General features: G+C 64.5%; 14 protein-coding genes. 1 reads left to right on the top strand and 13 read right to left on the bottom strand.

Annotated features, from left to right (window positions below):
* Positions 1 to 72 precede the first annotated feature (72 nt).
* From SM763_RS12510 to pcaF, 13 genes are all read right to left on the bottom strand, one after another.
* Entirely contained in the window at positions 73 to 510 is a 438-nt protein-coding gene (locus SM763_RS12510; protein ID WP_368998731.1) for a GNAT family N-acetyltransferase, read from the bottom strand.
* Positions 503 to 1,099: a tRNA (adenosine(37)-N6)-threonylcarbamoyltransferase complex dimerization subunit type 1 TsaB gene (gene tsaB / locus SM763_RS12505; protein WP_274831404.1), complete on the bottom strand. Its 597-nt coding sequence runs from the start codon at positions 1,097 to 1,099 to the stop codon at positions 503 to 505. Before tsaB ends, SM763_RS12510 begins: the two co-directional genes overlap by 8 nt.
* 48 nt (positions 1,100 to 1,147) lie before the next feature.
* A complete protein-coding gene (locus tag SM763_RS12500) occupies positions 1,148 to 1,711 on the bottom strand; it encodes a NifU family protein (RefSeq protein WP_065272546.1) in 564 nt (187 codons plus the stop codon).
* Between the two features lie 121 nt (positions 1,712 to 1,832).
* A complete protein-coding gene (locus tag SM763_RS12495) occupies positions 1,833 to 2,288 on the bottom strand; it encodes a universal stress protein (RefSeq protein ID WP_065272547.1) in 456 nt (151 codons plus the stop codon).
* Positions 2,289 to 2,309: 21 nt separating this feature from the next.
* Positions 2,310 to 3,380, bottom strand: a complete 1,071-nt coding sequence (locus tag SM763_RS12490; RefSeq protein WP_368998730.1) for an AbrB family transcriptional regulator — start codon at positions 3,378 to 3,380, stop codon at positions 2,310 to 2,312.
* The gene (locus SM763_RS12485; RefSeq protein ID WP_368998729.1) at positions 3,373 to 4,236 is read right to left on the bottom strand and encodes a branched-chain amino acid aminotransferase; all 864 of its coding nucleotides are present in this window, start codon (positions 4,234 to 4,236) and stop codon (positions 3,373 to 3,375) included. Before SM763_RS12485 ends, SM763_RS12490 begins: the two co-directional genes overlap by 8 nt.
* A 376-nt stretch (positions 4,237 to 4,612) precedes the next feature.
* Complete coding sequence (locus SM763_RS12480; RefSeq protein WP_368998728.1) at positions 4,613 to 5,374, bottom strand: Phenylacetic acid catabolic protein; 762 nt, start codon at positions 5,372 to 5,374, stop codon at positions 4,613 to 4,615.
* A gap of 80 nt (positions 5,375 to 5,454) precedes the next feature.
* The gene (gene paaE / locus SM763_RS12475) at positions 5,455 to 6,528 is read right to left on the bottom strand and encodes a 1,2-phenylacetyl-CoA epoxidase subunit PaaE (RefSeq protein ID WP_065272551.1); all 1,074 of its coding nucleotides are present in this window, start codon (positions 6,526 to 6,528) and stop codon (positions 5,455 to 5,457) included.
* Between the two features lie 10 nt (positions 6,529 to 6,538).
* A complete protein-coding gene (gene paaD, locus SM763_RS12470) occupies positions 6,539 to 7,012 on the bottom strand; it encodes a 1,2-phenylacetyl-CoA epoxidase subunit PaaD (protein WP_065273708.1) in 474 nt (157 codons plus the stop codon).
* Between the two features lie 125 nt (positions 7,013 to 7,137).
* Positions 7,138 to 7,899: a 1,2-phenylacetyl-CoA epoxidase subunit PaaC gene (gene paaC / locus SM763_RS12465; RefSeq protein WP_065272552.1), complete on the bottom strand. Its 762-nt coding sequence runs from the start codon at positions 7,897 to 7,899 to the stop codon at positions 7,138 to 7,140.
* Positions 7,899 to 8,183, bottom strand: a complete 285-nt coding sequence (paaB, locus tag SM763_RS12460) for a 1,2-phenylacetyl-CoA epoxidase subunit PaaB (protein ID WP_065272553.1) — start codon at positions 8,181 to 8,183, stop codon at positions 7,899 to 7,901. The genes paaC and paaB overlap by 1 nt, the downstream gene beginning before the upstream one ends.
* An 81-nt stretch (positions 8,184 to 8,264) precedes the next feature.
* Positions 8,265 to 9,242, bottom strand: coding sequence for a 1,2-phenylacetyl-CoA epoxidase subunit PaaA (paaA, locus tag SM763_RS12455; RefSeq protein WP_065272554.1), 978 nt, complete (start codon positions 9,240 to 9,242; stop codon positions 8,265 to 8,267).
* A 22-nt stretch (positions 9,243 to 9,264) separates the two neighbouring features.
* Positions 9,265 to 10,467, bottom strand: coding sequence for a 3-oxoadipyl-CoA thiolase (gene pcaF, locus SM763_RS12450; RefSeq protein WP_065272555.1), 1,203 nt, complete (start codon positions 10,465 to 10,467; stop codon positions 9,265 to 9,267).
* Positions 10,468 to 10,765: 298 nt separating this feature from the next.
* Between pcaF and SM763_RS12445 the strand changes: the two genes are divergently transcribed.
* The gene (locus tag SM763_RS12445; RefSeq protein ID WP_368998727.1) at positions 10,766 to 12,556 is read left to right on the top strand and encodes an acyclic terpene utilization AtuA family protein; all 1,791 of its coding nucleotides are present in this window, start codon (positions 10,766 to 10,768) and stop codon (positions 12,554 to 12,556) included.
* Positions 12,557 to 12,594 lie beyond the last annotated feature (38 nt).

Below are 12,594 nucleotides of genomic sequence, written 5' to 3'. Positions count from 1 at the left end.
GCAATTTAGCCCGCAGCATCGCGGCAGGGTCAACCGCTTTTTGACCAAACGGTGGAATTCCATACGGGTGGCCTAACGTAAGCTGCACCGCATAAGCACCGCGTCCACAGGGGCGGCGCCTTTGCGGGCATAATAACCGGGCCGGGTGCCGCAAGTGGCGAATCCGCATGCCTGGTAGAGCGCCTGCGCCGGGGTATTGTCGGCGGCCACCTCCAGAAAGGCTTCGGCGGCGCCGCGTGTGCGGGCGAGATCCTGCCAGTCCTGCATCACCTGCCGGGCCAGACCCTGGCGCTGGTGCGCGGGGTGGGTGGCGATGGTCAGCAACTCGGCTTCATCCGCGATGACGCGGACAAGGGCGAAACAGCGGGCATCACCGATTGCAAAGGTCAGGGGGCTGTCCAGGAGGTCGGCGAATTCCGCAGCGCTCCATGGGCGCGACTGGGTAAAGGCCGCTGCGTGGGTCTTGGCCATGTCGTCTGTGGCTGGGGCAGAGGCCACGGCGTCAGCCATCAATCAGCGCAGGCGGGGTATCGCGCGCGGGGGCGGCATCGGCAGCGCGCAGATAGAGGGGCGCGGGGGCGGCGGTGTCCTGATCCATCCGGGCGGCTGCCAGACGCGCGATCGCCTCGGCCAGCCCTGCGGGAGAGGCCTCGGGCGCAAAGGTCAGCCCGGCACCGCGCGCGGCCTCTTCGGCTTCCTCGCGGGGCATCAGACGCGGTGCCTGATCCGGTAGGGCGGCATAGACCTGATCACGCGGGGCGGGAATGCCGGGCAGGGTTCCTGTGGCGGCGCGGGCGTCAAAACCGTCGATGCCCACGGCCGGAACGCCAAGACCCAGCGCCAGACCTCGGGCGGCGGAAACGGCAATGCGGATACCGGTGAAATTGCCGGGGCCGACGCCGACACCGATGGCATCCAGATCCGCCCATGTGACGCCGCCTGTCGCCAGCACCTCTTCCAGCAGCGGCATCAGCCGTTCGGCCTGCCCGCGTGTCATTGGCTCCAGCGCCTCGGCAACAAGGGTGTCACCGCGCAGCAAAGCGGCCGCGCAATGCGCGGCCGATGTGTCAAAGCCCAGAACCAGTGGTTCGGTTGTCATCCTCTGTCCTTTCAGGTCGCCAGCATGGCGACGGGTCTGTCCTGCCGCTCAGACGGCGACCGGGCGGACCTCGGTGACTTCGGGGATGTAGTGGCGCAGCAGGTTCTCGATGCCCATTTTCAAGGTCAGCGTCGAGGAAGGGCAGCCCGCGCAGGCGCCTTGCATGTGCAGGTAGACAACACCGCGTTCAAAGCCGTGGAAAGTGATGTCACCGCCATCCTGGGCCACGGCCGGGCGCACGCGGCTGTCCAGGAGGTCTTTGATCTGGTTCACGACTTCGCCGTCTTCGCCACTGTGTTCGGCGTGGCCCGAGGCCTGCTCACCACCTGCGCTGATCACCGGCTGGCCGGATTGGTAATGCTCCATCACCGCGCCAAGGATGGCAGGTTTGATGTGATCCCATTCGACGTCGTCGGCCTTGGTGACGGTGACGAAATCATTGCCGAAGAACACGCCGGTGACGCCGCTGACGGCGAAGATGCGGCTGGCCAGAGGAGAGCTCTCTGCCGCTTCGGGGCTGGCGAAATCGGCGGTGCCTGCCTCCAGAACGGTCTGCCCCGGAAGGAATTTCAGCGTCGCCGGGTTGGGCGTGGATTCGGTCTGAATGAACATTTCGGGTCTCCGTTGGTCTGCAGGAGATATGCGCGCCGTGGCCGCACAAGTCAAGGTTTGGAACGGTTCTAAATTGCCAAAGCCACCTGTGCATCAGGGAACAGCGGCAGCAATTGAGGGCTCAGGTAATCGCTTCCAGCCGGTCCTTGGACAGATCGCCCGGCACGATGGTGATTGGCACCGGCAGGCTGCCCGAGGTCTTGCTTAGCTGGTTTACCAGCGGTCCCGGCCCCTTGCGGTCGGTGCCCGCGCCCAGCACCAGAACGCCGATGTCGGGATCGGCTTCGATCTGCGCCAGGATCTCGGGCACGGCCTCGCCTTCGCGGATGATCAGCTCCGGATCCACCCCCTGACGGTCACGCATCCATTTGGCGAAAACCTCGAAATGGGCATGGATGCGTTCGCGGGCCTCTTCGCGCATGACCTCGCCCACGCCGATCCAGTGATTGAATTCATCGGGCGGGATCACTGACAGGATCGCCACCCCGCCACCGGTGCGGGCCGCCCGCATCGCGGCGAACCGCATGGCGTTCAGGCATTCACGGCTGTCATCCAGCACAACCAGAAATTTGCGCATCTGTAGCCTCCACAATCCTGATCAATCTGCCCGAGGGGCCGCGTCCTGTCCATCGCTTTTCAGTGCGGCGCTGTTGGCAACCCGGGTTGCGTAGAGCATCAGAACCACCGCCAGCACCATCAGGCGGAACAGATGTGCCGCCGCGACAAAGGTAGGATCGGCGCCAAGCGCGGCGCCGAGGATGATCATGGTTTCCAGCCCGCCGGGGGAAAATCCCAAGAGCACATCCAACAGGGGCAGCCCCGACAGATAGGCCGCTGGCAGGGCCGCTACCGCTGCCAGCCCGCAGGTCAGAAGGACGATCACGCCGCCTGCCAGCAGGCTGCCCTGCAATTCGCGCCAGCTCATGCCGGTAAAGCGTCCCCCGATAAGGCTGCCCATCAGGATCAGCGCGCCCTGCGCCCCCCAGCCGGGCAACCCGCCCGCAGTCCAGCCGCCAAGATGGGTCGTCGCAGCGACCGTTATCCCGGCGATCAGCGTCGGGGCGGGCAGTTTGATCCGGCGCAGCAGCGGCGCGATAGCAAGGGCGATGGCGATCTGGATCGCGATCCAGCCCGGCGGTGTCACGGCGGCGCTGCCCGGCAGGCCAAAGCCGATCTCCATCCCCGCAAGGGTAGCCCCCAGCGGCACCAGCAGGGTCAGCGACATCAGCCGGATTGAGGCCAGCACCATCGGCCGCGTCAGGGACAGAGACAGGCTGTCCGCCAGCGCGATCACCAGCCCCAGATGTCCGGGCGCGGCGGCGAGAAAGGATTCGTGTCGCTCAAACGGCAGGATGCGGGGCACCAGGCTACGCCCGGCGAAAGGCGTGACAATGGTCAGGGCCGCCAGCAGTCCAAAGGCCACTGGCCAGCGCATCATGGCGGCAAAACTTTCGGGGCTGACCATCGAACCGATGCTGAGCCCCATCACCAGAAACGCCGCATCCCGCAGCCGGGGCGCGATATCCATCGGTGCGCCCCAGAGCCCGGCAAGGCTGACGGCGATGGCAGGCCCGGCCAGCAGGGCCATCGGCATATGGATCAGGGAGGCGATCAAAGCTCCGACCCCGCCGACGGCGATGGTCAGAAAGCTTTGTCGCCACTCACCCATGTGTGGCAGCCCAGTCCCAATACATCTCGCGCACGCGGCGGGCCATGGGGCCGATCTGATACTGACGGTCGTCGAAAGCGGTGACCGGGGTGACCTTGCTCATGTTGCCGGACATGAAGACTTCGTCGGCCTCCTCAAAGTCCTTAAAGCTCAGCACGGTTTCATGCACGGGGACACCGTCTGCCTTCAGGTTCTTGATATGGCGGGCGCGAGTGATCCCGGCCAGGAAGGTGCCGTTGGCGATGGGGGTAAAGACCTCGCCATCGCGCACCATAAAGATATTGGCGGTGGCGGTTTCGGCCACGTTGCCCATGGCATCCTGCACCAGCGCGTTGGCAAAGCCCTTGGCGCGGGCTTCGCGCAGCATGCGGGCGTTGTTGGGGTAGAGGCAGCCGACCTTGGCGTTGACTACGGCGTTTTCCAGCACCGGACGGCGGTACTGGGTGCGGGTCAGCGTGGCGCTGGCATCCGCCGGGGCCATCGGGATCTCTTCCAGGCAGAGCGCGAACTTGGTGGTCTCCGGCTCGGGCGCAATCATCGTCGCATCGCCATCGGTGGCCCAGTACATCGGGCGGATATAGACCGCGGCGCCGGGGGCAAAGCGTTTCAGCCCCTCGCGGGTGATCTCCACCATATCCTCGACCGAGACGGTGGGCTTCATCATCAGCGCCGAGGCCGAGGCATTGGTGCGGGCGCAGTGTAGATCCAGATCCGGCGTCACCCCGTCAAACAGCCGCGCCCCGTCAAAGATCGAAGAGCCAAGCCAGGCCGCGTGGTCGGCGGCGGACATGATTGGCACGTCCCCGTCGTGCCACTGACCGTTGAAGTAGGTGTGGATGGTGCTGCCAGCTGCCATGATCGGGGCCTTTCAAAATGTCTTGCGTCCCCGGGACACTAGGAGGCTCTTCCGGCAAGGTCCAGTGCCCGGTCGGCGCTTCTTTGCACATGGGTGTGTGGGGGCTGTGGAGGTGTTGGGTTGCCACTGCGCGCCGGGACAAGGAGCTGGCAAGCTGTTTCGCACGCGAAACAAATGGGAAAACACCGAGGATCGGGCGCTTTGCGCGCGCCGCCCGGCGCGCGCCCGGCCCAAGGGGACAAGGCGCATCCGTGATGCGCAGCGTCCGGGCGGGAGTGCCCGCCTGCCTGCCCGCCTGACTATATGGGCGCTTTTTGGGGAGACCGCGCAGGACCCTGTGTCGGGACCTGCGCCGGATTGGGGGGACCGGAGCGGCTCAGTTGCCCGGTGTCAGGCCCAGTTTCGCAAGGATCGCACCCGCGTCTGCGGCCCAGCGGTCGTGCAGCTCGGCATTGGTGTCATGGCGCAGGCCCATCGCGCGCAGCCCGTCGAATTTCTCCGAGGTTTGCGAGCCGAAAGAGGCGGCAACGCGGGGCCACCAGTAGTCCACCGCTTCCTGCGCCTGCGCTGTCTCGCCGTTCTCTACCAGCTGGGTCAGCCCCTCTTCGGCCAGCTCCGCATGGCGCTGCTCGATCGGGGCGATGCTGCGGAAAGCCTCGGCCAGCGGCTGGTAAGAGACCTGCGACAACTCCCGAAGCTGCACCGTGACAGCGCGGCCCATCAGAAGATTCATCACCACGGCGTCAAGCCAGCCTTCCAGCGGGTAGTTGAACACCGCAAGGCGCATGTCGTGCTTGCTGCGGCTCTGGCCGATGTCGGCATCGCGGGTCAACCGCGCGGTCCAGGGGTGGTGATCGGCGTAGGCCTCGGTATCGGCGCCGAATTCCCCCATGATCCGCAGCACCTTGTCGGCATTGTCGGATTTCTCCAGCACGATCTTGGCGGCGGCGATGCGGGCCTTGATGCCGGGACCTTCGTTGATGATATCGGCAAAGCCCGCGGCCCCGGCGAGCTCGCTGTCGACAAAGGTCGCCATCAGTTTCAAGAGTTCCGCACGATAGCGCGGCGGCACGTTGGATGGATTGGTGAGCTTGCCGCCCTGCGCAAGATAGCTGCTGAGGCTCATGTCCTCGGCCATATCTGATCCTCCCTGAATTCGGCCCTGTGAAACGGGCCCTTAAACACAGACGCGCCCGGAAGGGCGCGCCATGAAATGCATTACTGATCGTAATCCACGACCACCCTATCGGTGACAGGATAGGCCTGGCAGGACAAGACGTAGCCCTTTTCGACCTCGTAATCTTCGAGCGCGTGATTGGTGACCATTTCCACCTCGCCTTCCAGCACCTTGCAGCGGCAGGTGGAGCAGACCCCGGCCTTGCAGGCGTAGGGTGCGTCCATGGCGTTCTCCAGCGCCGCATCCAGGATGGTGGTGTCCTTGCCCATCTCGATGGTCTGGGTGGCGCCATCAAGGGTGATCGCGGCAGAGGTCTGGTTGGCGTTGCTGGCCGCATCGGCGGCGCTTGCCTTGCGCTTGGCCCGGCCGGGCTGGGCGCTGGCGAAGAGCTCGAACTTGATCTGATCGTCCTTCAGGCCTGCCGTGCGCAGCGCTGCGGCGATGCCCAGCATCATCGGTTCCGGCCCGCAGATAAAGGCGGTGTCGACGTTGTCGATATCAATCCAGTGCTCGAACAGCTGGGCGCATTTCTCCTCGGTCACCAGACCGGTGAAGAGGTCGATCTCCTGCGCATCGCTTTCCAGAATATGGATGACGTTGAAGCGCCCCATGTAGAGGTTCTTCAGGTCCTCCAGCTCCTCGCGGAACATGATCGTGTTGACGCCCTTGTTGGCGTAAACCAGCGTGAAGGTCGAATTTGGCTCGGCTGCCAGGGTGGTCTTCAGGATCGACAGTACCGGGGTGATGCCGGATCCGCCGGCAAAGCCGAGGTAGGATTTTTCGGCGCCAGCATCGAGCGGCGTGAAGAAGGTGCCCATCGGCGCCATCGCCTGTAGGGTGTCACCGGGTTTCAGGTCGGTATTGGCCCAAGTCGAAAAGGCGCCGCCATCGACGCGCTTGATGCCGACCTGCAGGATGCCGTCCTCCTTGCCCGCGCAGATCGAGTAGCTGCGTCGCAGCTCCTCGCCGTCGAAATCGCGGCGGAAGGTCAGGTACTGGCCTTGGGTGAAATCGAACTCCGCCGCCGCGCCATTGGCGGGCTTCAGGGAGACAACAACCGCATCGCGGATCGTCTTGCGGACATCGGTGACTTCTAGATCGTGAAAGCGCGCCATGGAGGTCTCCTCAGATGCACTTGAAATAATCAAAGGGTTCGAGGCAGTCCTGACAGCGCCAGTGTGCCTTGCACGGGGTGGAGCCGAACTGGCTCACACGGGTGACGTTCTTGCTGCCGCAATGGGGGCATTTTTCCGGGCCGCCTGCCGCCTGCGGCGGCGCGATGCCGTATTCCTCCAGCTTGGCGCGGCCTTTTTCCGACAGCCAGTCGGTGGTCCAGGGCGGGGCGATCTGGGTTTTGAGGCGGATGTCCTCGACCCCGTGATCGCGCAGGGCGGTTTCGATATCCATGTTGATCACCGCCGTCGCAGGGCAGCCCGAATAGGTCGGGGTGACGGCCACCTCCAGCGTATCGCCATCCCAGGCGACACCGCGGATGATGCCGAGATCGACCAGAGAGATCACCGGGATTTCCGGATCGGGCACGGCGTCCAGCCATTCCCAGATCTGCTCCACGCTTGGCTTGTCTACTGTTTGGCTCATGTGGATGTCCTCATGTTCTGGACCGGATGTTCTCGCCTGGCAGCCCGAATGGTCGGGCAGGGCCCGTCCGCCGCGATGGCCGGGGCCTCAGCCCCAACCACGGGAGCATTTGCCCCTGGTGCGTGTTACCACTTGGCGCCGGGATAGGCGCGCTGCAGCCACTGCATATGGGTCAGCAGGTGCCCCAGATGCTCGGTGTGCATCTTGCCGGTGCGCCCACCCTTGTGACCAAAGGAACTGTCCGGAATGGTCAGCGTCGCCTCGCCCATGATCCGGCCGATCAACGCATCGAAATCATCCCGCAGGCTGGCCGGGTCTGGCGCGATACCCGCCTTGACCATCTCCGCGTCCACATCGTCGGACTGGAACATCTCGCCCACATAGGGCCAGAGATAATCCAGCGCTTCCTGCATGCGGCGGTGGCTTTCCTCGGTGCCATCGCCCAAACCCACGACCGTATCGGCCGAGCGTTCCAGGTGATAGGCGACTTCCTTGCTGGCCTTGGCGGCAATCGCGGCAACCCGTTCGTCGCTGGATTTCATCAGGTGACCCAGCTGGATCGAGTGCCAGGCATCGAACAGGCACTGGCGCATCAGGGTGCGGCCAAAGTCGCCGTTCGGCACTTCGACCAGCAACACATTGCGGAAATCCCAGACGTCGCGCAGGAAGGCGAGATCATCTGCCGATTTGCCTTCCCCCTGCACTTCGCCCGCAAGGCCAAGCCACATCTGGGTCTGACCGATGAGGTCGAGCGCGGTATTGGCCAGCGCGATATCCTCTTCCAGAACCGGCGCGTGGCCACACCATTCGCTGACGCGGTGGCCCAGAATCAGGGTGTTGTCACCCATCCGCAAAAGGAACTGAGTAAAGGCTTCCTCGCGGGTCATCACATCGCCCCCACTTCTTCGGGGATGTCAAAGAAGGTCGGGTGGCGGTAGACCTTGGATTCCGACGGCTCGTACAGCGGGCCTTTGTCGCCGGGCGAGGAGGCGGCGATATTGTTCGCCTCGACCACCCAGATCGACACGCCTTCGTTGCGGCGGGTGTAGACGTCGCGGGCGTTCTTGATCGCCATTTCGGCGTCCGGCGCGTGCAGCGATCCGACGTGGCGGTGGCTCATGCCATGCTGACCGCGGATAAAGACTTCCCAAAGGGGCCATTCATGTTTCATGGGGTGTTCCTCCTGGCTGAGGGGCCACCCTGCCGCAGGTCGATCATGGACCGGGCAGGGGGCAGATAAGGCTTGGGTCGGTTATTCGGCGGCGTGTTTGCGCGCGGCCTTCTTCTGGGCGTGGGCCAGCAGGCCGTCACGGACCCATTCGCCGTCTTTCCAGGCGTCATTGCGCGCGGCCAGACGGTCGGTATTGCAGGGGCCGTTGCCCTGGATCACGTCGAAGAACTCCGACCAGTCGGGATCGGTGTAGTCATAGTGACCGCGTTCCTCGTTCCACTTGATGCCGGGATCGGGCAGCTCAAGACCCAGGAATTCGATCTGCGGCACGGTCTGGTCGACGAACTTCTGACGCAGTTCGTCATTGGTGTTCATCTTGATCTTCCAGGCCATCGATTGCGCCGAGTGCACCGAATCCTTGTCCGAGGGACCGAACATCATCAGCGACGGGAACCACAGACGGTTCAGCGCGTCCTGCGCCATCTTCTTCTGCTCAGGCGTACCTTCGGCCATCTTTCGGATGGCGTCATAGCCCTGGCGCTGGTGAAAGCTCTCTTCCTTGCAGACCCGGATCATGGCGCGGCTGTAAGGGCCGAACGAGGTCCGTTGCAGCGGCACCTGGTTCATGATCGCAGCGCCATCCACCAGCCAGCCTACTGCGCCGATATCGGCCCAGTTCAGCGTCGGGTAGTTGAAGATCGAGGAATACTTCATGCGGCCATCCAGCAGCATTTCCGTCAGCTCGTCACGGGAGACGCCCAGCGTTTCTGCCGCGCAGTAGAGATACAGACCATGGCCCGCCTCGTCCTGCACCTTGGCCAGCAGGATCGCCTTGCGCTCCAGCGTCGGGGCACGGGTGATCCAGTTGCCTTCGGGCAGCTGGCCGACGATTTCCGAGTGGGCGTGCTGGCCGATCTGGCGGATCAGCGTCTTGCGGTAACCCTCGGGCATCCAGTCCTTGGGCTCGATCTTTTCGCCCCGGTCGATCCGCGCCTGAAAGGCGGCGAGTTTTTCGGGGTCGTCTTGCGTGGCCTCGGATTTCACCATCTGAGCATACATAGCGCGTTTCCTCCCTTACTGATTACACACGTTCAAGGATTAGGGCGGTGCCCTGTCCGACACCAACGCACATGGTGCACAGCGCGTAGCGCCCGCCAGTACGTTGCAGTTGATAGGCGGCGGTCAGCACCAGCCGGGCGCCGGACATGCCAAGCGGATGGCCGATGGCGATAGCACCGCCATTGGGATTAACATGGGGCGCATCGTCCGCCACGCCAAGGGCGCGAAGGGTCGCAAGCCCCTGCGAGGCAAAGGCCTCATTGAGTTCGATCACGTCCATCTGGTCGATGGTGAGGCCGGTGCGGGCCAGAACCTTTTGCGTCGCGGGGACCGGGCCGATGCCCATCACGCGGGGTTCGACCCCGGCGGCGGCCATGCCGACGATGCGGGCCATCGGTTTCAGGCCGTTCTTGGCCGCGGCTGCCTCATTCGCCATCAGGATGGCGGCGGCGCCGTCGTTGACGCCCGAGGCATTGCCTGCGGTCACGCTCTTGTCCGGGCCGTTGACGCCCTTCAGCTTCGCCAGCTTGTCGGCGCCGGTGCCAGGGCGGGGGTGTTCGTCGGTGTCCACGACCAGGGCATCGCCCTTGCGCTGCGGAATGGTCACCGGGGTGATCTCTTCGGCAAAGACGCCTGCCTCATGTGCGCTGGCCCAGCGGGCCTGGCTGCGGGCGGCAAATGCGTCCTGATCCTCGCGCGAGATATCATAATCTTCTGCAACGTTATCAGCGGTCTGCGGCATCGAGTCGGTGCCGTACATCTCGTGCATCTTCTTGTTCACGAAGCGCCAGCCGATGGTGGTGTCGTAAACCGCGTTGGCGCGGGTAAAGGCGCTGGTTGCCTTGGGCATCACGAAGGGCGCGCGGCTCATGCTTTCGACGCCGCCTGCGATGGCCATGTCATAGTCTCCGGCGCGGATGCCACGGCTGGCCATGCCCACCGCGTCCATGCCGGATGCGCATAGGCGGTTGATGGTGGTGCCGGGCACATCCACCGGCAGACCTGCCAGCAGGGCCGCCATGCGGGCCACGTTGCGGTTGCTTTCCCCGGCCTGGTTGGCATCGCCAAAGATCACATCGTCAATGCTGGCCCAGTCCACGTCCGGGTTGCGCGCGACCAGCGCGGCAATCGGGGCAGCGGCCAGATCGTCGGTGCGGACCTGGCTGAGGGCGCCGCCGTAGCGGCCAATGGGGGTCCGGGTGGCATCGCAGATGAATGCATCCATGGGGTTCGCGTCTCCTGTTTGGCTCAAAAATTAGCCGACCGTGTAGTCGGTGTACATTAAAGCAGCGATTCGCGGCAAGCAAAATGTAACGCAAAAAGTAGATAGTTGGAAAATCTGTAACACATTGTCGAAATCTGAATGACTTAACGTCCTTTTCCAACGGCGCGGATTTTCTGTTGCGGCCTGCCTGCGCTTTCAGGCAGGCTGAAACAGAACGATCGGTCTGTTGTGGTGCGGAGGACATCGCGACAGCTTTGCTAGGCCTGAAACAGGCGCATTGCGTCACGGGGGAGAGGACATGGCGGATATTCTGCGCATCGGCGGCGCCAGCGGCTTCTGGGGTGATGCTGCGCTGGCCACACCGCAGCTGCTGGCAGCGGGCGGGCTGGATTTCATCGTCTATGACTACCTGGCCGAGATCACCATGGCGATCCTGGCCCGCGCGCGCGCCAAGGATCCGGGCGCAGGCTACGCCACGGATTTCGTCAGCGGCGCCATGGCGCCCAACCTGTCCCAGATCGCGGCGCAGGGTGTGCGGATCATCTCCAACGCGGGTGGGGTGAACCCCGGCGCCTGTGCTGCAGCCCTGCGCGAGGAAATCGCCCGGCAGGGGTTGTCGCTGAAAGTGGCCATCATCGAAGGCGACGATCTGACCGGGCAGGCTGAAGAGATCGCCGCAACAGGCCCGGTCGAGATGTTCTCGGGCGCGCCTTTCCCGCCCAAGGACAAGATCGCCAGCATCAACGCTTATCTTGGCGCCTTTCCCATCGCTGCCGCGCTGGACCGGGACGCGGATATCGTCATCACCGGCCGCTGCGTCGACAGCGCCGTCACCCTTGGCGCCTGCATTCATCAATTCGGCTGGGCGCCGCAGGATCTGCACCAGCTCGCAGGCGGGTCACTGGCAGGGCATATCCTGGAATGCGGACCGCAGGCCACGGGTGGGAATTTCACCGATTGGCGCGATGTGGTGCAGGGGCTGGACCGCATTGGCTATCCCATCGCCGAAGTCTGCCCCGATGGCTCCTTTGATGTGACCAAACCCGAAGGCACCGGCGGGCTGGTCTCGCGCGGCACGGTGGGCGAGCAGATGCTCTATGAGATCGGCGATCCGCAATCCTACGTGCTGCCGGATGTGATCTGTGACTTCTCGAATGTGACACTGACAGAGACCGCTCCGAACCGGGTGCATGTGGCGGGGGCCAAGGGGCGCGGCGTCCCCGGCGACTACAAGACCTGCCTCACCCATGCCGATGGCTATCGCGCCGGGCATATTTTCACCTTCTACGGGCTGGAGGCCGAGGAAAAGGCCCAGGCCTTTGCCGATGCGGCGCTGGCGCGAACTCGGGCGGCTTTGACCCGCATGAACGCGCCCGATTTCACCGATGTCAGCGTGGAGCTGATCGGCGCCGAAAGCCAGTTCGGCGCGATGCGCCAAAGCCCACCTGCGCGCGAGGTCGCCGCCAAGATCGCCGTGCGCCACGTCGATGCCCGCGCCGTGGGGCTGTTCATGAAAGAGGCAACAGGTCTGGGCCTTGCCACCCCGCCGGGCCTTTCGGGATTTGCAGGCACGCGGCCCCGGCCCAGCCCGGTGCTGGCGCTGTTTTCCTACCTCACGCCCAAGGATCAGGTGCCGGTGACGCTGCGCGACGGGGCGGGAGAGGTCGAGATCCCGACTGCTGAACCGCAGCCCGCCGATCCGCCCACGCGCCCTGCGCTGCCGGTTGCGCCGGCAGCGAATAGGGTAGTCGAGGTGCCGCTCGTGCGCCTGGCCTATGGGCGCAGCGGTGACAAGGGTGACATCGCCAATATCGGCATCCTTGCCCGTCGCCCAGACTTCATGCCCTGGATCTGGTCCGCGCTGGACGCGGACCACCTGACCCGCGTCTTTGGTCATTTCACCAAAGGCCGGATTGAGCGGTTCTACCTGCCGGGGAGTGCGTCGATGAACATCCTGCTGCATGGCGCGCTGGGCGGGGGCGGCACCTCCTCCCTGCGCAATGACCCGCAGGCCAAGGGATACGCCCAGCTGCTGCTGGCCGCCCCGGTGCCGGTGGATGCGGATCTGCTGAGGGGGTGGGATGAATAACGAGGTGTCAGCCAGAAGGGCAGAGCTCGTCCGCGGGC

Origin of the sequence: Pseudophaeobacter sp. C1-32P7, assembly GCF_041008775.1 — a bacterium.
GTDB classification, from domain to species: domain Bacteria; phylum Pseudomonadota; class Alphaproteobacteria; order Rhodobacterales; family Rhodobacteraceae; genus Phycobacter; species Phycobacter gallaeciensis_A.
Note: the sequence above shows the minus strand (reverse complement) of the source record. Positions and strands in the feature narration are given on the sequence as shown.

Bases quoted from the DNA above. Each gene is read 5' to 3' on its own strand.
- SM763_RS12485 (WP_368998729.1), bottom strand. From the start codon at position 4,236: ATGGCAGCTGGCAGCACCATCCACACCTACTTCAACGGTCAGTGGCAC.
- SM763_RS12500 (WP_065272546.1), bottom strand. From the start codon at position 1,711: ATGTTCATTCAGACCGAATCCACGCCCAACCCGGCGACGCTGAAATTC.
- paaE (WP_065272551.1), bottom strand. From the start codon at position 6,528: ATGGCGCGCTTTCACGATCTAGAAGTCACCGATGTCCGCAAGACGATC.
- pcaF (WP_065272555.1), bottom strand. From the start codon at position 10,467: ATGGATGCATTCATCTGCGATGCCACCCGGACCCCCATTGGCCGCTAC.
- SM763_RS12445 (WP_368998727.1), top strand. From the start codon at position 10,766: ATGGCGGATATTCTGCGCATCGGCGGCGCCAGCGGCTTCTGGGGTGAT.
- SM763_RS12495 (WP_065272547.1), bottom strand. From the start codon at position 2,288: ATGCGCAAATTTCTGGTTGTGCTGGATGACAGCCGTGAATGCCTGAAC.
- paaB (WP_065272553.1), bottom strand. From the start codon at position 8,183: ATGAAACATGAATGGCCCCTTTGGGAAGTCTTTATCCGCGGTCAGCAT.
- paaA (WP_065272554.1), bottom strand. From the start codon at position 9,242: ATGTATGCTCAGATGGTGAAATCCGAGGCCACGCAAGACGACCCCGAA.
- SM763_RS12490 (WP_368998730.1), bottom strand. From the start codon at position 3,380: ATGGGTGAGTGGCGACAAAGCTTTCTGACCATCGCCGTCGGCGGGGTC.
- SM763_RS12510 (WP_368998731.1), bottom strand. From the start codon at position 510: ATGGCTGACGCCGTGGCCTCTGCCCCAGCCACAGACGACATGGCCAAG.
- paaD (WP_065273708.1), bottom strand. From the start codon at position 7,012: ATGAGCCAAACAGTAGACAAGCCAAGCGTGGAGCAGATCTGGGAATGG.
- tsaB (WP_274831404.1), bottom strand. From the start codon at position 1,099: ATGACAACCGAACCACTGGTTCTGGGCTTTGACACATCGGCCGCGCAT.
- paaC (WP_065272552.1), bottom strand. From the start codon at position 7,899: ATGACCCGCGAGGAAGCCTTTACTCAGTTCCTTTTGCGGATGGGTGAC.
- SM763_RS12480 (WP_368998728.1), bottom strand. From the start codon at position 5,374: ATGGCCGAGGACATGAGCCTCAGCAGCTATCTTGCGCAGGGCGGCAAG.